The organism is Agromyces sp. NPDC029043, assembly GCF_055564615.1.
In genome coordinates, this window is sequence record NZ_JBVHVX010000007.1 from 43975 (window position 1) to 62712 (window position 18738).

Annotated in this window: 17 protein-coding genes, 2 tRNA genes and 1 pseudogene; 14 read left to right on the top strand and 6 right to left on the bottom strand. The window is 69.8% G+C overall.

The genetic code is table 11. The features are described from left to right. The first annotated feature begins 1 nt into the window (after position 1). From ACZ4TW_RS10745 to ACZ4TW_RS10775, 7 genes are all read left to right on the top strand, one after another. Positions 2-1081 (top strand): ABC transporter permease, encoded by a 1080-nt coding sequence (locus tag ACZ4TW_RS10745; RefSeq protein WP_465542711.1) that lies wholly within the window; start codon positions 2-4, stop codon positions 1079-1081. Continuing rightward, entirely contained in the window at positions 1078-2769 is a 1692-nt protein-coding gene (locus ACZ4TW_RS10750) for an ABC transporter ATP-binding protein (protein WP_465542712.1), read from the top strand. The genes ACZ4TW_RS10745 and ACZ4TW_RS10750 overlap by 4 nt, the downstream gene beginning before the upstream one ends. Further along, positions 2766-3632 carry an ABC transporter ATP-binding protein gene (locus ACZ4TW_RS10755; RefSeq protein ID WP_465542713.1) on the top strand — a complete coding sequence of 289 codons (867 nt, stop codon included), beginning with the start codon at positions 2766-2768 and terminating at the stop codon, positions 3630-3632. The genes ACZ4TW_RS10750 and ACZ4TW_RS10755 overlap by 4 nt, the downstream gene beginning before the upstream one ends. Then, complete coding sequence (locus tag ACZ4TW_RS10760) at positions 3629-4657, top strand: NAD(P)-dependent oxidoreductase (RefSeq protein ID WP_465542714.1); 1029 nt, start codon at positions 3629-3631, stop codon at positions 4655-4657. The genes ACZ4TW_RS10755 and ACZ4TW_RS10760 overlap by 4 nt, the downstream gene beginning before the upstream one ends. 89 nt (positions 4658-4746) lie before the next feature. Beyond that, positions 4747-4819: transfer RNA gene (locus tag ACZ4TW_RS10765), tRNA-Asn, on the top strand. 124 nt (positions 4820-4943) lie between these two features. Next, positions 4944-5642 carry an AzlC family ABC transporter permease gene (locus tag ACZ4TW_RS10770; RefSeq protein WP_465542715.1) on the top strand — a complete coding sequence of 233 codons (699 nt, stop codon included), beginning with the start codon at positions 4944-4946 and terminating at the stop codon, positions 5640-5642. Then, positions 5639-5944: an AzlD domain-containing protein gene (locus tag ACZ4TW_RS10775; RefSeq protein WP_465542716.1), complete on the top strand. Its 306-nt coding sequence runs from the start codon at positions 5639-5641 to the stop codon at positions 5942-5944. The genes ACZ4TW_RS10770 and ACZ4TW_RS10775 overlap by 4 nt, the downstream gene beginning before the upstream one ends. Positions 5945-5969: 25 nt before the next feature. On the opposite strand, the gene def is transcribed toward ACZ4TW_RS10775, so the two are convergent. Beyond that, positions 5970-6536, bottom strand: a complete 567-nt coding sequence (gene def, locus ACZ4TW_RS10780) for a peptide deformylase (RefSeq protein ID WP_465542717.1) — start codon at positions 6534-6536, stop codon at positions 5970-5972. Between the two features lie 41 nt (positions 6537-6577). Between def and ACZ4TW_RS10785 the strand changes: the two genes are divergently transcribed. The 6 genes and pseudogenes from ACZ4TW_RS10785 to ACZ4TW_RS10810 all read left to right on the top strand — a co-directional run bounded on the left by ACZ4TW_RS10785 (position 6578) and on the right by ACZ4TW_RS10810 (position 12599). After that, entirely contained in the window at positions 6578-7498 is a 921-nt protein-coding gene (locus ACZ4TW_RS10785; RefSeq protein ID WP_465542718.1) for a DMT family transporter, read from the top strand. 161 nt (positions 7499-7659) lie between these two features. Then, entirely contained in the window at positions 7660-8901 is a 1242-nt protein-coding gene (locus ACZ4TW_RS10790; protein WP_465542719.1) for a glycosyltransferase, read from the top strand. A gap of 10 nt (positions 8902-8911) precedes the next feature. Further along, positions 8912-8985, top strand: a tRNA-Ile gene (locus ACZ4TW_RS10795). Between the two features lie 116 nt (positions 8986-9101). Then, positions 9102-10296: pseudogene (locus tag ACZ4TW_RS10800) on the top strand (IS481 family transposase). 396 nt (positions 10297-10692) lie between these two features. Beyond that, positions 10693-12135 carry a hypothetical protein gene (locus tag ACZ4TW_RS10805; RefSeq protein ID WP_465542720.1) on the top strand — a complete coding sequence of 481 codons (1443 nt, stop codon included), beginning with the start codon at positions 10693-10695 and terminating at the stop codon, positions 12133-12135. Positions 12136-12164: 29 nt separating this feature from the next. Continuing rightward, positions 12165-12599 (top strand): hypothetical protein, encoded by a 435-nt coding sequence (locus tag ACZ4TW_RS10810; RefSeq protein WP_465542721.1) that lies wholly within the window; start codon positions 12165-12167, stop codon positions 12597-12599. A 387-nt stretch (positions 12600-12986) separates the two neighbouring features. Here ACZ4TW_RS10810 and ACZ4TW_RS10815 read toward each other — a convergent pair whose 3' ends face one another. Further along, positions 12987-13382, bottom strand: a complete 396-nt coding sequence (locus ACZ4TW_RS10815; protein ID WP_465542722.1) for a nuclear transport factor 2 family protein — start codon at positions 13380-13382, stop codon at positions 12987-12989. Between the two features lie 102 nt (positions 13383-13484). Further along, a complete protein-coding gene (dinB, locus tag ACZ4TW_RS10820; protein ID WP_465542723.1) occupies positions 13485-14681 on the bottom strand; it encodes a DNA polymerase IV in 1197 nt (398 codons plus the stop codon). A gap of 188 nt (positions 14682-14869) precedes the next feature. Here dinB and ACZ4TW_RS10825 point away from each other — a divergent pair, with 188 nt between their 5' ends. Continuing rightward, positions 14870-15730 carry an NmrA/HSCARG family protein gene (locus ACZ4TW_RS10825; RefSeq protein ID WP_465542724.1) on the top strand — a complete coding sequence of 287 codons (861 nt, stop codon included), beginning with the start codon at positions 14870-14872 and terminating at the stop codon, positions 15728-15730. 100 nt (positions 15731-15830) lie between these two features. Here the strand turns inward: ACZ4TW_RS10825 and ACZ4TW_RS10830 are convergent, their stop codons facing one another. From ACZ4TW_RS10830 to ACZ4TW_RS10840, 3 genes are all read right to left on the bottom strand, one after another. Further along, on the bottom strand, positions 15831-17303 hold the full coding sequence (locus ACZ4TW_RS10830; RefSeq protein WP_465542725.1) for an SPFH domain-containing protein: 1473 nt from the start codon (positions 17301-17303) through the stop codon (positions 15831-15833). A 50-nt stretch (positions 17304-17353) separates the two neighbouring features. Then, entirely contained in the window at positions 17354-17848 is a 495-nt protein-coding gene (locus ACZ4TW_RS10835; RefSeq protein WP_465542726.1) for an NfeD family protein, read from the bottom strand. 131 nt (positions 17849-17979) lie between these two features. Next, positions 17980-18684, bottom strand: a complete 705-nt coding sequence (locus ACZ4TW_RS10840; protein ID WP_465542727.1) for a hypothetical protein — start codon at positions 18682-18684, stop codon at positions 17980-17982. Positions 18685-18738: the final 54 nt, after the last annotated feature.

An 18738-nucleotide genomic window follows, 5' to 3' on the forward strand; every position in this document is an offset into this window, starting at 1 on the left:
CATGACCGCCGCAACCGTCACCACCGCCGCGGCCCCGCGTCGCCGCTGGCGCGATCGCATCCCGGTCGTGCACCAGCTGCGCCAGAGCGTGGGCCTGCAGCGCGGCATGCTCGTCGCGGGCCTGCTCATCCTGCTGGTGTTCGTGCTCTGCGCGATCTTCGCGCCGTTGCTCGCACCGTACGGCTTCGCGCAGCGCGCCGACGACGCCGGCTCGTTCGGCACGCAGCAGCCGCCCTCGGCCGAGCACCCGTTCGGCACGACCGTCGGCGGCTACGACGTGCTCTCGCGCGTGATCTGGGGCACCCAGACCGCGATCCTCGTGATCATCGTCGCGGTGCTGCTGTCGATCTTCATCGGCGTCGCGCTCGGCCTGTACTCCGGCTACTTCGGCGGATGGCTCGACCGCGTGCTCGTCGTGATCTGCGACGCGATCTACGCCTTCCCCTCGCTGCTGCTCGCGATCGTGCTCTCGATCGTGATCTCGCAGGGGCAGTCGAACCTGTGGGGCGGCGTGCTCGCGGCGGCCGGTTCGATCACGGTGGTGTTCATCCCGCAGTACTTCCGCGTGATCCGCGCCGAGACGGTGCGCATCAAGGCCGAGGCGTTCGTCGAGTCGGCGAAGGTGCTCGGGGCGTCGAACTCGCGGATCGTGTTCAAGCACGTCTTCCGCAACGCCACGCGTACGCTGCCGCTCATCATCACGTTGAACTCGTCCGAGGCGATCCTCACGCTCGCCGGGCTCGGCTTCCTCGGCTTCGGCATCGAGCCGACGGCGGCGGCCGAGTGGGGCTACGACCTGAACAAGGCCCAGTCCGATGTCACGAGCGGCATCTGGTGGACGGCCATGTTCCCCGGCCTCGCGATCGTGTTCACGGTGCTCGGCATCACGCTCGTGGGCGAGAGCCTCAACGACCTCGCCGACCCGCGCCTGCGCGGCCGGCGACGGGTCGCGCAGTCGGCGGGCGAGGTCGCGCAGACCTCCGTTGTCCCCGGCGGCACCCTCACCGCCGGACCGGGAGGACTGGCCGGCCTGGAGGACGGGGAGACGTTCGGCGAGCAGGGGATCGAGGTCAAGCGATGAGCACGGTGGTCAGCATCGAGCGGCTCGGCGTGTCGTTCGCGACCGACGCGGGCGCGGTGAAGGCGGTCGACGACGTGAGCCTGTCCGTCGAGCGCGGCGAGGTCCTCGCCATCGTCGGCGAGTCGGGCAGCGGCAAGACCGTCACCGCGAAGACGATCCTCGGGCTCCTGCCCGAGACCGCGACCACGAACGGCGCGGTCGTCCTCTCCAATCGCGCGGGCAGCGAGGAGAACGACGTCGTGGCGCTCTCGGGCGAGCGGCTGCGCGCCATCCGAGGCACCGACGTCGCGATGGTGTTCCAGGAGCCGTCGACCGCGCTGAACCCGGTCTACACGGTCGGGTGGCAGATCATGGAGGGGCTGCTCGCGCACGGCCGGCTCTCGAAGAAGGAGGCGCGCGCCAAGGCGATCGAGATCCTCGGCAAGGTCGGCATCCCCGACCCCGAGCATCGCGTCGACCACTTCCCGCACCAGTTCTCGGGTGGGCAGAAGCAGCGCATCGTGATCGCCATGGCGCTCGTGCTCGAGCCGGGCCTCATCGTGGCCGATGAGCCGACGACGGCGCTCGACGTGACGGTGCAGGCCGAGATCCTCGACCTGCTCCGCCGCGTGCGCGACGAGTTCGGCACCGCGATCGTGCTCATCACGCACAACATGGGTGTCGTGGCCGACCTCGCCGATCGCGTCGCGGTGATGTACCAGGGCCGCGTGGTCGAGGAGGCGAGTGCGACCGAGCTGTTCGCCGCGCCGAAGCACGACTACACCAAGGCCCTGCTGGCCGCCGTCCCGTACGTGGGGCACGGCGTCGCGCGCGCCGCCGAGCGCGCGGCGGCGCGGCCCGCCGACTGGGTCGAGCAGCCGCCCGTGGTCGAGGCGAAGGGCCTCGAGATCGAGTACCCCGGACGCTTCGGACGCGCCGGCTTCCGCGCCGTCCAGGGTGTCGACCTCGTGATCCGCCCCGGCGAGGTGGTCGGCCTGGTGGGCGAGAGCGGGTCGGGCAAGACCACGATCGGCCGCGCCATCGCCGGCCTCACGAAGGTCACCGGCGGGTCGCTCAAGGTGCTCGGTCACGAGATGCTGGGCATCCGCGAACGCGACTTCCGTCCGTCGCGCAGTCGGATCGGCTTCGTCTTCCAGGACCCGGCGTCGAGCTTCAACCCGCTGCTCACCATCGCCGAGTGCGTCGCGGAGCCGCTCGTCATCCACGAGCGTGCGGTCGACGCCCGCGATGCTCGACCGCGCGTGAACGAGCTCCTCGAGGCGGTGCAGCTCCCGGCCGCGTACGGCGACCGCTACCCGCACGAGCTCTCCGGCGGGCAGCGGCAGCGCGCGAGCCTCGCGCGGGCGATCGCGCTCGAGCCCGAGCTGCTCATCGCCGACGAGCCGACCTCGGCGCTCGACGTGTCGGTGCAGGCGCGCGTGCTCGAGCTCTTCGCGCAGCTGCAGCGCGACTTCGGATTCGCCTGCCTGTTCATCAGCCACGACCTCGCGGTCGTCGACCTGCTCGCCGACCGGATCGCGGTGCTCTACCACGGACGCCTCGTCGAGGAGGGGACCGGCGCCGAGGTGCTCGGGGCACCGAAGGACCCGTACACGCAGCGGCTGCTCGCGTCGCTGCCCGTGCCCGACCCCGTGGCCCAGGCCGAGCGGCGGGAGGAACTTCGCCGCATCCGGGAGGGCGCTCGATGACCCGCGGCGCGACGCACGGGTACCCGGTCGTCGTGAGCGACCTGTCGGTCGAGTACCCCGCGCACGGCGCCAGCGCGGCCCACGTCGCCGTGCACGGCGTCAGCCTGCGCGTTGCGCCGGGCGAGGTGCTCGGCCTGCTCGGCTCGGCCGGCAGCGGCAAGTCGACGCTCGCCCGGGTGCTCTCGGGCGTGGCGTTCGAGTCGGCCGGTCCCGGCGGCGACGTGCGCCCCGTCATCACCGGCGGTGAGGCGCTCGTGCTGGGCACGCCGCTGCGCGGCGTGACGCGTCGCCGGCTGAACGAGCTGCGCTTCCACGTCGGCTACCTGGCGCAGGACGCGGCCGCGACCCTGCCGCCCGATCGCACGGTGACCGAGATCATCGGCGAGCCCATCCTCGAGCGCGACCACCGCTACAACAGCAAGGCGCTCGCGACCCGCGTGGCGACGATGGTCGACGCGGTCCGGCTCCCGCTCGGCATGCTCGAGAAATACCCGTACGAGCTGAGCGGCGGCCAGCGCCAGCGCGTCGCCCTCGCTCGGGCGCTCGTGCTCGGCCCGAAGCTCCTCATCGCCGACGAGCCCACCGCCGGGATCGACCTGACCGTCCGCGACGCGGTCGCGCAGCTGATCGGCGAGCTGCGCGACGGCCACACGTTCTCGGCGATCATCATCACGCACGACCTGCCGGTGCTGCGCCGCGTGGCCGACCGCCTCGCGGTGCTCGACCGGGGCGAGCTCGTCGCGATCGGCACGATGGACGAGGTCTTCCACGACCCGTCGCACCCCTACGTGCAAGCCCTCGCGGGCGCGCTCGACGCGGGGCACGCGGTGACCGACGACCTGATGCCGGAGCCGCCGGCGTGACCGACCGCGCCCCGTCGCGCCATCGCGCGGTGGCCGGCGCGCCGACCGGCGACGGTGCGGGCGAGCGAGCGGATGTCGCGGGCCCGGCCCACCGCCCCGAACCCGGTCCGATCGCGATCGTGCCCGACACCGAGCCGCGATTCGCCGACGCCGTCGCACGTGCCGGCGGCCGCGTCGCGCCGCTGTCGCCCGACACCCGCGGACTCGTCTGGACGAGCTCGGAGGGCGAGGAGGAGCTCGAGTCGCTGCTCGCCGCGCATCCGTCGATATCGTGGGTGCAGCTGCCGTGGGCCGGGGTCGACGCGTTCGCCGGCCTGCTCGAGCGCCATCGCGGCGACGGGCGCGTCTGGACGAGCGCCAAGGGCGCGTACGCGCAGCCCGTCGCCGAGCACGCGCTCATGCTCGCGCTCGCTGCGCTCCGCGAACTGCCGGCACGCGTCGGCGCGGGGGAGTGGCGGGCCGACGAACGCGGGCGCACCCTCTACGGCGCCGACGTCGTGATCGTCGGCGCGGGCGGCATCGCCGTCGAACTGTTGCGGCTGCTCGCACCCTTCGATGTGCGGGCGACGATCGTCCGGCGGTCGGATGCCGCAGTGCCGGGCGCCGCGCGGACGCTGCCGACCCATCGCCTCGCCGAGGCCCTCGCGACGGCCGAGGTGGTGTTCGTCGTCGCGGCGCTCACCGACGCGACCCGCGGGCTCATCGGCCGCCGCGAACTCGGCGCGCTGCCCGCCGGCGCGATCCTCGTGAACGTCGCGCGCGGTGCACTCGTCGACACGACGGCCCTCGTCGAGGCGCTCGAGGCGGGCCGTCTGGGCGGGGCGGGCCTCGACGTCACCGACCCGGAGCCGCTGCCGCCGGGGCATCCGCTCTGGCGTGCCCCGAACTGCATCGTCACGCCGCACGTGGCCGACACCGACGCGATGACGGTGCCGCTGTTCGCCGAGCGCGTCGCGGCGAATGCGGCCGCGTTCCTCGGCGGCGGGCGGTTCGAGGGCCTCGTCGACCTCGAGGCGGGATACTGACGGCGAGCTCCGCCAGGCGCGGAGCTGAGCGCGGCTCGGATTGGGAGTCCGGCTCGCGCTTTGCTAGAGTGTCTCTGCGCGATACGCGATCCTCCATAGCTCAATTGGCAGAGCAATCGGCTGTTAACCGATAGGTTCTTGGTTCGAGTCCAAGTGGGGGAGCTTCGAACCCCGGCTTCCACGAGGCCGGGGTTCTTCCGTTCCCACCGCACGCTCGACGTCCGAGGAGGCCGCCCTGTCCGAGGACCGCGTGCCGCGCGAGTCCGCCGATCCGCCGGAGGCTCCCATGCCGCCGAAGGCCGCCGAGGTCCGCGCCGCCCGCCGTGACGGGCTCGCGGTCGGGCTCGCCACGGCCGCGTACGGCATCTCGTTCGGGGCGCTGTCGGTCGCGTCGGGCCTCGACGTCTGGCAGACGTGCTTCCTCAGCCTCGTCATGTTCACCGGCGGATCGCAGTTCGCCCTGGTCGGCGTGCTCGGCGCCGGCGGCGTCGCGGCCGGCGGCTCGGCGATCGCCGCCGCTGCGCTCCTCGGCGTGCGCAACGTCGTCTACGGCATGCGGATGCGCCCGGTCGTGGGCGAGCACGGCCTCGGGCACCGCATCGCGGCCGCGTGGCTCACGATCGACGAGTCGACGGCGGTCGCGCTGGCGCAGTCCACCGAGCGGGCCGCCAGGGTGGGCTTCTGGGTCACCGGCATCGCCATCTTCGTCGGATGGAACCTCACCACGCTCGCCGGTGCGCTCATCGGCGACGCGCTCGGCGACACCCGCGCGTACGGTCTCGACGCGGCCGCCGCGGCCGCCTTCCTCGGGCTGCTCTGGTCGCGCTTGAAGAAGTCGCAGGCCGGCGCCACTGCGGTCATCGCGGCCGTCGTCGCCACGATCGCCACGCCGCTGCTCACGCCCGGCGTTCCCGTGCTCGTCGCCGCGGTCGTCGCGGTGGTCATCGGCTGGTTCGACCTGTTCCGCCGGCGGGAGGGACGATGACGATCTGGCACGTGATCCTGCTCGCGAGCGCCGCGACGCTCGCGCTCAAGCTCGCGGGTCACCTCGTGCCCGCGGGATTCCTCGAGCGGGAGCGCCCCGCACGCATCGCCGACCTGCTCACCGTCGCATTGCTCGCCGCCCTCATCGCCGTGCAGACGCTCGGCGCGGGCCAGTCGCTCGTGGTCGACGCGCGTGTGCCCGCGGTGATCGTCGCCGCCGCGCTCTACGCGGTGCGCACGCCGTTCATCGTGGTCGTGGCGGTGGCGGCGCTCGTCGCCGCAGGCATCCGCTTCGTCGCCTGAATCGGGTGCGACGGATGCCGCGGAGTCAGCCCTCGAGGCGTTCGACCCCGGGCGTCCAGCTCGAGCCGGGCCGGCCCCAGCCGCGCTTCTTCGCGATCTTCTGCACGATGCGCTGGTCGTGGTCGTCGAGCCGGTCCATGTAGAGGATGCCGTCGAGGTGGTCGTACTCGTGCTGGAAGATGCGGGCGAGCCATCCGTCGGCGACGATCTCGTACGGCTCGCCATCGAGGTCGGTCGCGCGCAGGATCGCCCGCTCGGCGCGGCGTAGCGCGAACCGCTCGCCGGGAAACGACAGGCACCCCTCAGACTCGTCATCGTCGTCGGGCATCCCGGGGATCGGCGGTGAGATCCACAGCTCGGGATTGATCGCGACGCCGCGCCACGCTTGCTCCTCCTCATCGGTCCATCCGTAGGTGAACACCCGGAGGGGCACGCCGACCTGCGGCGCCGCGAGCCCGACGCCGGGCGCGGCATCCATCGTCTCGAACAGGTCGCCCACCAGCGCGCGGAGTTCGTCGTCGATGCGGTCGACCGGCGCGGCCGGGGAATGGAGCACGGGGTCGCCCGTGATTCGGATCGGGAGCACGGCCATTCGCCAAGGATATCGACGGGGGAGCGGGTATGGTCGAGGGCGTGGATCCGGACGACCTCAGTGAGCTGACCGAGCTGATCCCGCTCGATCCCACTCAGTTCATCGGCATCCCGCTCGCGCTGATCGGCGCGGTGTTCCTCTCGCTCGGCGCGCAGTTCCAGCACCGCGGCGTCGTCAAGGTCGAGGCGCAGACGGTCGACACGCTCGGCAAGGGGTTGAACGGGCGCCAGCTCGCCCTGCTGCTCGCGCGCCCATCGTGGGTGCTCGGCACCCTCATGCTCGGGCTCGCCATCGTGTTCCAGCTGGCGAGCCTCTACTTCGCCCCGATCATCGTGGTGCAACCGCTCGGCGCGCTCGCGCTCGTGATCACGTCGATCCTCAATTCGCGCATCAACCACGTGGAGCTGAAGCGCAAGTCGGTCATCGCGATCGTCATGTGCGTGGGCGGCGTGTTCCTGTTCGTGGGCGTCGCCGCGTTCACCGCGGTCGACCGGCCCGTGACGGCGCGCCAGCTCGTGATCATCCTGATCGTGCTCGCCGTGGTGCTCGCGATCGCGGCCGTGACCTTCGCGCTGTTCCGGCGGCGGATCCGCGCCCTGTTCTACGTCATCATGGCCGGCGTCCTGTACGGCTTCGTGGCGACGCTCGCCAAGGTGGTGCTCGGCCGGCTGCAGCAGGGCGAGTTCGAGTGGCTCACGTTCACGTGCGTGCTCGCGCTGATCCTCGCCACGGCGCTCGGTGCGTACTTCGTGCAGAACGCGTACGCGAGCGGACCGCCCGACCTCGTGATCGCCGGGCTCACGGTCGTCGACCCGATGGTGGCGGTGCTCATCGGCATCATCGTGCTCGGCGAGGCCTCGCAGGCACCGCTGTGGGCCAACATCGTCTTCGCCGTGTCCGGCGCGGTCGCGGTGTGGGGCGTGTTCCTGCTCGCGAAGAACCATCCCCAGACCCGTCTCTGAGCATCGTCGCCCTGCGCGTGCGAGCGGGGCGGCGCGCCATCCACAGGCCATACGGATGGCGCTCTCGTAGACTATGTTCGGAGAAACCCGCCGCACCCGGCCTCGCCACATCCCGGCGAGGGCCTGACACCCGTTCCACGAACAGCGAGGTACCACGCCACGTGTCCGACTCACCGCGCGTCTCCGCCGACGACGACACGGAGCTTCCGCTCCGCATCCTGATCGGCGCCGACACGTTCGCGCCCGACGTCAACGGCGCGGCTCGATTCGCCGAGCGCCTGGCGGCCGGCCTGGTCGAGCGGGGTCACGACGTGCACATCATGGCGCCCGCCGCGAGCCGCAAGCACGGCACGTGGAAGGAGGTCCACGAGGGGCAGGAGATGACTGCGCATCGGATCTACAGTTGGCGCTGGTACCCGCACGACTGGCTCCGCTTCGCCCTGCCGTGGCGCATCAAGCAGAACGCCGCTCGCGTGCTCGACCAGGTCCGGCCCGACGTCGTGCACTTCCAATCCCACTTCGTCGTGGGCCGCGGTCTCTCGGTCGAAGCGCAGAAGCGCGGCATCCGGCTCGTCGGAACGAATCACATGATGCCCGAGAACATGCTCGAGTTCTCGCTCATCCCCAAGGCGTGGCAGGAGTGGGCCGTCGGGCTTGCCTGGAAGGCCGCACGCCGCAGCTTCGTCCGCGCCGAGTCCGTCACCACGCCGACGCGGCGCGCGGCCGACTTCCTCGAACGGGCCACCGGCCTGCGCGGCGTGCACGCGATCTCGTGCGGCATCGACGCCCACAAGTACTCGCCGAACTGGGCGCCCCGAACCGAGAACCGGATCATCTTCGTCGGACGCGTCACCGGCGAGAAGCACATCGACGTGCTCCTACGTGCGGTCACGATGCTGCCGTCCGAGCTCGACGTGAAGGTCGAGATCGTCGGCGGCGGCGACCAGAAACGCAACCTCGAGCACCTCGCGGCCGAGCTCGGCATCGCCGACCGGGTGACGTTCACGGGCTACGTCACTGATGGGGAGCTGCGCGAGGCGTACCACCGCGCCTCGGTGCTCGCTATGCCCTCCATCGCCGAACTGCAGAGCATCGTGACCATGGAAGCCATGGCTTCGGCGCTGCCGGTCGTGGCGGCCAACGCGATGGCGCTGCCGCACCTCGTGCACGACGGCGAGAACGGGTACCTGTTCGAGCCCGGAAGCCCGGAGGACCTCGCGGCCAAGCTGCGCCGAGTACTCGAGGCCGCACCCGAGGACTACCGCGCCCTGAAGGAGGGGTCGGTGCGCCTCATCGCCGCGCACGACATCCAGCGCACCATCACGACGTTCGAGAATCTGTATCGTGGGAAGCCGGTGACCGACCCGGTCACCGACATCGCGCCGGCCGCACTCCCAGAGTGATCCGGCGCACGGGGCGGTAGCTCAGCCGGTCAGAGCAGTGGACTCATAATCCATCGGTCACGGGTTCAAGTCCCGTCCGCCCTACGAACAGCCTGTATTGAGTCGGCTGATCCTTGACGTTTGATCGTCGGATGATGCTTGACGGTGTTTCGGCTGATCCTTGACGGTTGTGTCGGGTGATGGTTGACACTCTCTCCATGTTGAGGGAGTTGGCTGTGGCTGAGCAGCGGTATCAGGCCGTTCTCGCGGTGATCGCCGAGGGCGCTTCGGTGGTCGAGGTCGCCGGCGGGTTCGGTGTGTCGCGGCAGAGCGTGCATGCCTGGCTGGCGAAGTACGAGGCCGAGGGTGTGGCCGGCCTGGAGGATCATTCGCATCGGCCGCGTTCGTCTCCGGTGCAGATGCCGGCGGATATCGAGGCGCTGGTGTTGGAGTTGCGGCGGGCGCACCGCGGCTGGGGTCCGCGGCGACGTCCACGAGTTAGGGCGGCGTGGCGTGGTTGCGCTGCCGTCAGAGTCCGGGGTGTATCGGGCGCTGCGTCGGGCGGGGATGATCGAGCCCGGTGCGCGGCGCCGTCGCAAGGACACCTGGAAGCGGTGGGAACGGGCCGCGGCGATGGAGTTGTGGCAGATGGATGTGGTGGGCGGCTTCGCCCTGCGCGACGGCACGCACCTGAAATGTCTGACCGGGATCGATGATCACTCCCGGCTGGTGGTGTGCGCGCATCTGATGCGCCGCGAGGTGTCCCGGACCGTGTGCGACGGTCTGGTCGGCGCGCTGCGCCGGTACGGGCTGCCGGTGCAGATCCTCACCGATAACGGGAAGGTGTTCACGGGCCGGTTCAACCATCCGCCGGTGGAGATGCTGTTCGAGCGGATCTGTCGGGAGAACGGTATTGATCACCTCTTGACCGCGCCGAGGTCGCCGACCACGACGGGGAAGATCGAGCGGTTCCACCGGTCGTTACGGTCCGAGTTCCTGACCGGGCGGGTGTTCGACTCGTTCGGGCAGGCGCAGGCCGAACTGGACGGGTGGGTCGCCGAGTACAACACTGATCGCCCGCATCAGGCGATCGCGATGCAGACGCCCGCGGCCCGGTTCGCTGCCTCGCTGGCGTCCGAGGTGCCGGTGAGTGTGGATGCGTCGGCGCTGGAGCGGGATCGGAGCGGGAACGACTGGATCACCAGGACGGTGTCCGCGGTCGGCGTGGTCTGCGTGGCATGGCAGCAGATCAGTGTCGGCAAGCATCGCGCCGGTGCCCGCGTCGACATCCACGTGACCGACGAGCTGCCGCAGATCTGGGACGGCGCCGAGCTGCTCAAGACCGCCGCCCGCTCCACTCCAGGGAAGGAGATCCGGGTGAAGCAGGCATTCACCACCGCCCCGCGAGGGGCCTAGTCTGACCACGAGAGTGTCAACCATCACCCGACGCTCGACTGTCAGGCATCAAGCCGAAGACTTACAGCCCTACCTCGAAATGTATGACTTCGCCTGAATGGTGCCGTTCGGCATTCCGGTGATTGCTGTCGGTGTCCCGCTTGATGGGTTGTACCTGTTTCGGTTGATGGTGTCACTCCCGAGTATGCGGGAGTGACGCGTGTCAGACCAGCAGTATCAGGCCGTGCTCGCCGTGATCAAAGTTGCGCCCCGGATCTCAGGAGCCTCCACCAGACCCGGGGCGCGACAGGACGGGCGCACTCGCCCGCTCAACCCCCAGTTCGGGGCCAGCTCTCGACAGCCCTCACGCGCTCGAACAGACTGTGGAGCGACCCGGACTTCTGAGGGGAGCGGTCCATGTCGACAATTCAAACAACGAACGCCGGTGCCGGTTCGGCCGTCTACACGTGTGATGCATACCTGTATCGGCCGTGGGACAGCACCTATGTGCTTGGCCGCGGATTCGACCTCATCACGGGGAAGCAGGTCGGGTCGGCGTTGGTCGCATCGACGCTGAAGCGAAGCGAGGTGCAGGACTCGACGACCAAGATGAGGTTCGTCAGGACGCAGGATGACTTCAATCGTGAGGTCGGGGCGTCGCTCTCCGGCTCGGGCGACATCGAGGGGGTTACGGTCACGGGAAGCGCCGATTACCTTGATAAGGTCCGGTATTCGAGTGTCTCCTCGACGCTAATCGCCACCTATATCTCGCGAAACGTCGACTTCGACCGACTGGAGCAGCCTGCGCTGAGCGCTGCGGCACAAGCGCAGATCAATGACCCGGCGCGCTTCAGGAAGAACTTCGGCGACTACTTCATCAGTGGCGCCCGGCAGCAATCGGTGTTTACCGCGGTCTACGTGCTTCGGGCCACAAGCGAGGAGTCGCTCAACAGCTTCCATGCAGCCGTGGGCGCAAGCGCACCCGAAATGTTCACCGCGAATGCGTCTGCCTCCTTCGTTCAGCAGGCGCAGAAGAGCAGCATCTCGATCGAAGTCTCCATCACGATGTCGCCGACGCGTGGCAAGCCGCCGGCACAGACCGGGGCTGATGCCGGGAACCTGACGCCTGCTGGAGTCCTCACTGCGCTGGAGTGGTTCAAGCTCAACGCTGACGAGGGGTACCTCGTTGTCGAGATGACTCACTACAACGCGATCGACTCCAGCATCAGTCGCGACCTGGATGTCTCGCCCGACTTCTTCACGAAGTTGAGCCACCTCGATGAGTCGCTCGCCGACACCACGCGACTCCTCGACGCGCTTCCGAAGGCGTTCGCGGCCAAGTACCAGAGCCAGGTCGACGACCTCATCAGCGCCACGCACAATTCCCGCGCGCAGTTCGAGCAGCACCCGGATCTTCTCGACGGCCTGCAGACGAAGGCCGACGCGCTCACGTCGCAGATCGGTCCGATCGTGGCATTCTTCGAACGGGTGCGAGTCACGGCCTCGAACGACGGCGGATACCACAGCATCGTCCCCGGTGGCGGTTCTGCGGGTATCGGAACCAACGGCGACGCGACGACAGTCCCGACCGGCGTCGACGTTCAAACGGTCGACCTCCCTTGCGCGAAGGACTGGACCTTCGGCCAGGTCACCGGTCATGTCGAATGGAATCGCCCTGGCGCCCGCATCGTCTCGGTGAGTGTGTGGTCGGGCTGGCCTGCCGACCAGCGAGGCACCGTGGCGAACTTCTCGGGAGGAGTCAACACGAATCACATCCGCGTGGGATTCCAGGCCGTCACCGACCGGGGCTTCAACTGGATGACTCGTGTGCGCTACGTCGACTGCGACGCAGTGAGCTGATGGCGCATCGAACAGAGAGAGGTGATCGAATGCTCAACACGTTCGCCACCGTCGCCTCATGGCAGACGGCTGTTCCGAGTACGCGTGACGCGGCGAAGGTCGGCAGTTACTTCGGCGATGCGGGTCTGCAGGCCTTCAAGAACGACGTGCGCACGATCGAAGACGCGCGAGTCGCCTGGGGACCGCCGGTCGTTCCAAGGATCGCGTATGCGTTTGACCAGGCGTATATCAGTACGAAGCTCTGGAACGCGCTGGATGAGATCGCCGACTTCTGTTTCAAGGCCGGTCTGCCTGCCAAGTTGGAGATCGATGTCCGGTACGAGTCCGGTGCGGCGACCCTCCGACGGAGTTATGTCAGCGTCGTGCTTCCGATCGGAACCGTTCAGATGTGGCACTGGTGGCAATCGCAGGCAATGTACGACGCTCGGTCCAGCGCCACCCCGCCCAAGGACAGCTGGGATTGACCGTTAGATCATGTGAGCCGTGCCTAGTCGAAGACGACGGACGAAAGGGCCGGCCTCTGTCGGCGCGGGCGCCTTGACGGCGCCCCCGCCTACCTGATCTTCGCCGACTGGCCAGCCAGCCAGTCGGCGAAGGTCAGCGTCGACTTATCCGTGCAGGAGCCACGCGGTCGATGACCGAAGACCCTCCCACCTGCACCGATGTTCCGAGACATCAGCTGTCACCTATGTCCTGAAGAAGAACTGTCACCGATGTCTGAGGCAAGGAACTCGTGATCATGTCGAGATTATTCGAGGTAGCCCGGCTCATGCCGAAACGACGCTTCCGGCCGAGTGATCCATCGGTCACGGGTTCAAGTCCCGTCCGCCCTACGGAGTTCCCTACGGCGTTCACACCGGCGACTCGTACTTGTTCCCGTGAGCAGCGCGGATCGGGTGCGTGTCGTAGATGATGTCGAGGGAGGTCACCTGGTCGGTGCCCTGGGCGAACCCGAAGAGGTCCATGACGTTGAACGTGATGAGCGTTCCGTCTCTGACCGTCCAGTCGTACCGGAAGTAAGCCACGGCCCACGCGCTGCCGCTCTCGCTGAGGAAGATGTCGATCGGCGTTATGACGTTCGTCTGAGACGCCTGCGATAGCCGTGCGAAGAACGACTCGGCGGCCAGCTCGCCGAGGAACGGAGATCGCACCATCCCGTCGGGAGCGAAGAGTGCCGCGATGGTGGCGTAATCGCTGCGGCCCAAGGCCTCCATGTACGCCCGCAACACCTGCGTGTACGTCTGCATGAGGGGAGGCTCCTTCCCGAGGCAGGCTTTCCTCCGGAGCCTACTGAGTGGCGCCACTCCGAGTGGAGGGGCCGCGATGACGACGCGCATCCTTCATCGCGTTCATTCGTGCTCGGGCAGTTGCGGCGGCGACCATCCGGGGTCACGACCGAGCTGGGCGGCTCGCGCGACCGATGCCGCGCCGAAGCGGTCGCGCACCGCATCGAGTACGGTGTCGAGCAGCACGCCCTCCTCCCAATCGATCGGCAGCTCCGGCTGGACGTTGTCGGCGCGTGCCAGCTGCGACAGCGACACCCCGATGAGGGTGATGCCGCGTTCAGCGATCTCGGGCTGAGCGGAGGCGAGGAGCCCGCGCGCGACAGCGAGCAGCACGGCGGTGCGGTCGGACGGGGCGCGAAGCGTGCGCGAGCGCGTGGCCTTCGCGAAGTTGCCGTAGCGAAGCCGCAGCACGACCGTGCGGCACATCCGGTCCCCGTCGCGGAGGCGGCGAGCGAGCCGGTCGACGATCTGCGTGAGGATGAGGTCCAGCTCGTCGGCTGCGCGCGGGCGGCTCTCGAGTGCGCGCTGGGAACCGATGGAACCCCGACGACGGGTGGTGTCGACCGGGCGCGGATCCCGGAGTCGCGCCAGCGCGTGCAGGTGCGCGCCGGTCGCCTTGCCGAGCAGCCGCTCGGCGGTCGCGGCTTCGAGCTCGGCCAGTTGCCCGACCGTTCGGATGCCGAGCCGATGCAGCTTCTCGGCGGTGACCGCGCCGACGCCCCACAACCGTTCCACCGGCAGCGGGAGCAGGAACGCCTCCTCCCGATCGGGCTCGACGACCAGCAGCCCGTCGGGCTTGCTGACCGCGCTGGCGACCTTGGCGAGGAACTTGGTCCGCGCGATCCCGACCGAGATCGGAAGCCCGACCTCCGCGCGAACCCGCTCACGCAGCCGCACCGCGATCTGCTCAGGCGTGCCCGCGATGCGTCGGAGACCCCCGACCTCGAGGAACGCCTCGTCGATGGAGAGCCCCTCCACGAACGGCGTCGTGTCGCGGAAGATCGCGAACACCGCTCGACTCGCCTCCGAGTACGCCTCCATCCGTGGCGAGACGACGACGGCATCGGGGCACAGGTCGCGCGCCTGCCGTCCGCCCATCGCGGTGCGCACCCCACGCGCCTTCGCCTCGTAGCTGGCTGCAAGTACGACACCACCGCCGACGATGACCGGCCGGCCGCGGAGCTCGGGCGCGTCACGCTGCTCGACCGAGGCGTAGAACGCGTCGAGATCGGCGTGCAGCACGGTCGCCTCGCCCCGCATCCCGCCTCCAGCTTCCGCCGATGTCCGTCCTGCCGATCGTCGCACGCACCGGAGACACGGGATGCGCGTGCCTGGGCGCCCCCTTGGGATAGCCCGACTCAGTGCCGACCACGGAAGGGCGAGACCGTCATACAATCAGCCCAGGCGGTGCCGGCACCTACTGATGCGGTGGAGAGGTGGCGAGCGGCATGAGCGCGAGTACGGATCAGACGATCGCCGTCGTCGGAGCCACGGGCCGTCAGGGCGGTCAGGTCGTCCGACACCTGCTGGCCGACGGATGGCACGTGCGGGCGATGACTCGCAACTCCGGCGGAAAGCGCGCCGCGGTGCTCGCGGAACGCGGAGCCGAGGTCGTCGAGGCCGATCTCGAGGATCCGGCGTCACTCGACGCGGCCTTCACCGGAGCGCATGGGGTGTTCACGATGCAGCCGCCGCGGCCCGGCTCGATGGAGCGAGAGATCCGCCAGGGCGTGAACGCCGCCGGCGCGGCGCAGCGAGCGGGAGTCCGACATGTGGTCTACGGCTCGGCCGGGCCGGGCGATACCGAAACCGGCATCCAGCAGTGGGACGCCAAGGTCGAGGTCGCCCGCCGGATGCGGGAGCTGGGGCTGCCGCTGACCGTCCTCCGTCCGATGGCGTTCATGGAACTGATGGTCGACCCGTCGTTCTACCCGCAGAGCTCCACTTGGTACACGATGCCGAACCTCGCCGGCCTCGAGTGCCGGATCCCGTGGCTCAGCGTGCGCGACTTCGGGGCCATCGCCGCCAAGGCCTTCGCCGATCCGGACCGCTTCATCGGGACGGACCTGCGGCTGGCCGCCGACGTCAGGTCGCTGGCGGAGTGCGGCGCGATCTATCGAGACGTGAAACGCAGGAACCCGCCGCGCTTCCCCATGCCGCTCTTCCTGTTCCGGAGGTTCGTGGGGGACGACGTGCTCGACATGTGGCGATGGCTGCGGGTCCACCCCGTCGAGCTGGACACGCGCGTGACCTTCGAGATCCTCCCGGACGCGATGGACGTGCGGACGTGGCTGGGCAGCACGCCCTGAGCGACTGAACCGCAGTGCACGGTTCACACCCGGCGGCCCCTGATGACGAGGCGGCGCCCGGGCCGCGCGATCGCGGGCCCGGGCGCCGTGCGTCGAACGGTCAGTCGGCCTTCCGCGGCACCGCTGCCGCGTCGTGCGCGGCGACGATCCGGCCGCCGGCGAGCCCGGCGAGGATCGAGCCGACGTCGAGGCCGGTGAGCGACTTGACGACTTCGGTGCCCTCGCCGAGCACCTGCCCGACGGTCTTCGTCATGGCGCTCGCCCCGTCGGTCGAGACGACCGTCAGGGTGTCGATGCTGGCGATCGGCTCGGCAGCGGCCCGCACGATCTCGGGCAGGCGCGAGATGATCTCCTGCGCGAGCGCCGCCTCGCCGTACTTCTTCAGCGCCTCGGCCTTGGCGTCGGTCGCCGCGGCGTCGGCCACGCCCTCGGCCTGGATGGCGGCGGCGCGCGCCTCGCCCTCCGCGCGGATGCCGGCCGCGAGCGCGACCTGGCGGTCGCGCTCGGCCTCGCCCGCGAACCGGACGCTCGTCGCGGCGGCCTCGGCATCCTGCACGGCGGCGACCTTGTTCGCCTCGGCGATCTTCGTGCGCTTGTATGCGTCGGCCTCGGTCGCGGCGTTCGCGGCGTCGCGCTGCGCGTTCGCCCTCTGTACCTCGGCGTACGCCTGTGCCTCGGCGGGCTTGCGGATCTCGATGTCGAGACGCTCCTGGGTGACCAGCGCCTGCTCCGAGAGCGCGTCGCGTTCCTGCACGGCGACGAGCTTGTCCTGCTCAGCCTTGGCGAGCAGGCCGGCCGCCTCGGCCTCCGCATTCGCCTTGTCGGTCTCGGCCTTGATGACGGCCTGCTTGAGGCTCAGCGCCTTCTGGCGCTCGGCGACCTGTTCGGCCGCCTCGATGCGGGCGAACTCGCTGACCCGGGCGGCCTCCGCCTCACTGACCTCGGCGACCTGGCGGGCGCGTGCGGCTTCGGCCCGGCCCAGGTTGGCCAGGTAGTCGCTGCCCGGGGTGGAGATGTCGCTGATGTTCAGCAGGTCGACCTGCAGACCCTGCTCGGCGAGGTCGGCCTTGGTCTCGGCGACGACCCGGTCGGAGAGCGACTTGCGGTCGGAGATGATCTGCTCGATGGTCATGTCACCGACGATCGAGCGCAGCGAGCCCTCCAGCGATTCCTTGATGATCTCGGTCAGCAGGTCCTGCTGGGAGAGGAACCGCTGCGCGGCGCGGCGCACGCCCTCCTCGGTGCCGCTGACCTTGAAGTTGATGGACGCCTTGATCGCGATCTTGATGCGGTGCTTGTCGACGCCCTCGACCGTGATGCCGATCTGGCGCTGCTCGAGGGAGATCGAGAAGCCCTGTTGGAGGACCGGCCAGACGAACGTCCGACCGCCGATCACGACGCGCTGGCCCGTGCCGATCTCGGCGGGCGCGCGGCCCGCGCCGCGGCCGACGATGATGAGCGCCTCGTTCGGCGGGACACGGCGGATGCGCCCGGCGATGAAGCCGAGCAGCCCGAGGAAGGCGACGGCGATCGCGACGATCGCGACGATCTGGATGAGTGCGGGGGAGAGCATTGGATCCTTCCGGTTCGGGTCTGCTGCTGGGGATGGCGGCGGCGGAGGCCTCAGGAGTGCTCGGGCACGACCTTGACGCGACCGCCGGCGTGCTCGACGACCTTCACGCGCGAGCCCTCGGCGATGGGCACGTCGGCGTACGCCAGCCGGCGCTCGAGCTCGCCCGGGCCGTCCAGGCTGACCTCGCCGCCCGCCCCGGAGATCGAGGCGGTGGCGACGCCGGTGAGGCCGACGGCCGACGCGGGCACCCCGTCGGAGCTCCGCGCGAGCGAACGGACGAACGCGACGGATGCCGCATAGGCCGCGAGCGCCAGTACGCCCGCGAGCACGTATGCCCAGACGAGGTCGAGTCCGGCGCTCACGGTGAGGGCGCCCGAGGCGCCGAAGACCGTGAGGCCCACGGCGAGCGCCGTGCCCGAGATCATGCCGTCGCCGATCTCGAAGTGGTCGAGCACGTCGCCGATGACGAGCGAGACCACGAGCAGGACGAGGCCGAGGCCCCCGACGATCAGGAACGGAAGGAGCACCGAGCGGCCTCTCTGCATGCGGAAGTCCCCGCCCGGGTCGACGGGGACGGACTCACCATAGTGGGGCGGTGGCCCCGCTCACCAGAGGACGAACCGCCCACGCGGAGGAATCGGTCCGGAAACCGCATCGGCCCCGCGACGAGGCGTGCTCACGACGCCGCGGCTCCGACGATGCGGATGCGATCGACCGCGGCGGCGCCGCGGATGACGGCCATCAGGCGAACGACCTCATCGACGACTTCAGCGGTCACGCTTCGGCAGGCGACGCTGTACGGACCGAGGGGTTCCAGCCCGCCTCCGCGGATCCGGATGACCTCCCAGCCGACTTCGCGCAGGGCGGCATCCTTCTCGACGTCGGAGCCCTCCTTCAGGCCGCGATGGGCGCGGCCGGATCGGCCGGGATCGTCGTACTCGATGGCGATGCGCAGTTCGGCGACGAGGATGTCGGGCCAGACCTCCTGCCGACCGTAGAACATGCGCGCGGTGCGGACCGCGTTCGCGCGGTGGTGCAGCCGCACCCGTTCGCCGAGGAGCACTCGCAGCCGCTGCTCGGTCATCGAGGTGCCGACGCGCAGTCCGGGCTTCATGAACGGCATCCCCGCTTCACGGGCTGCGCCGGGGGATGCCGCGTTCGCTCGGCACTTGTCGCAGCCGGGCCCGGTGAGCACGTCGATCACGGTGGAGCGATACCGGTCGTGACCGCGGCGGCAGAGCCAGTCGTACTCGGCGCCGACGCGGGTCTCGGCCGCGAGCGCCGCACGCTGCGGGGGTGCCACACGATCGAGGAGCTCGCGCCGGGTGCGCTGCGTCTCGTCGAGCAGCATGCACAGCGGACACGGGCGGCGGATGCCCACCGCGCCGGGATCCTCCGGCGCCGCTCCGTGGCCGCACCCGAACCTCACCGCGAC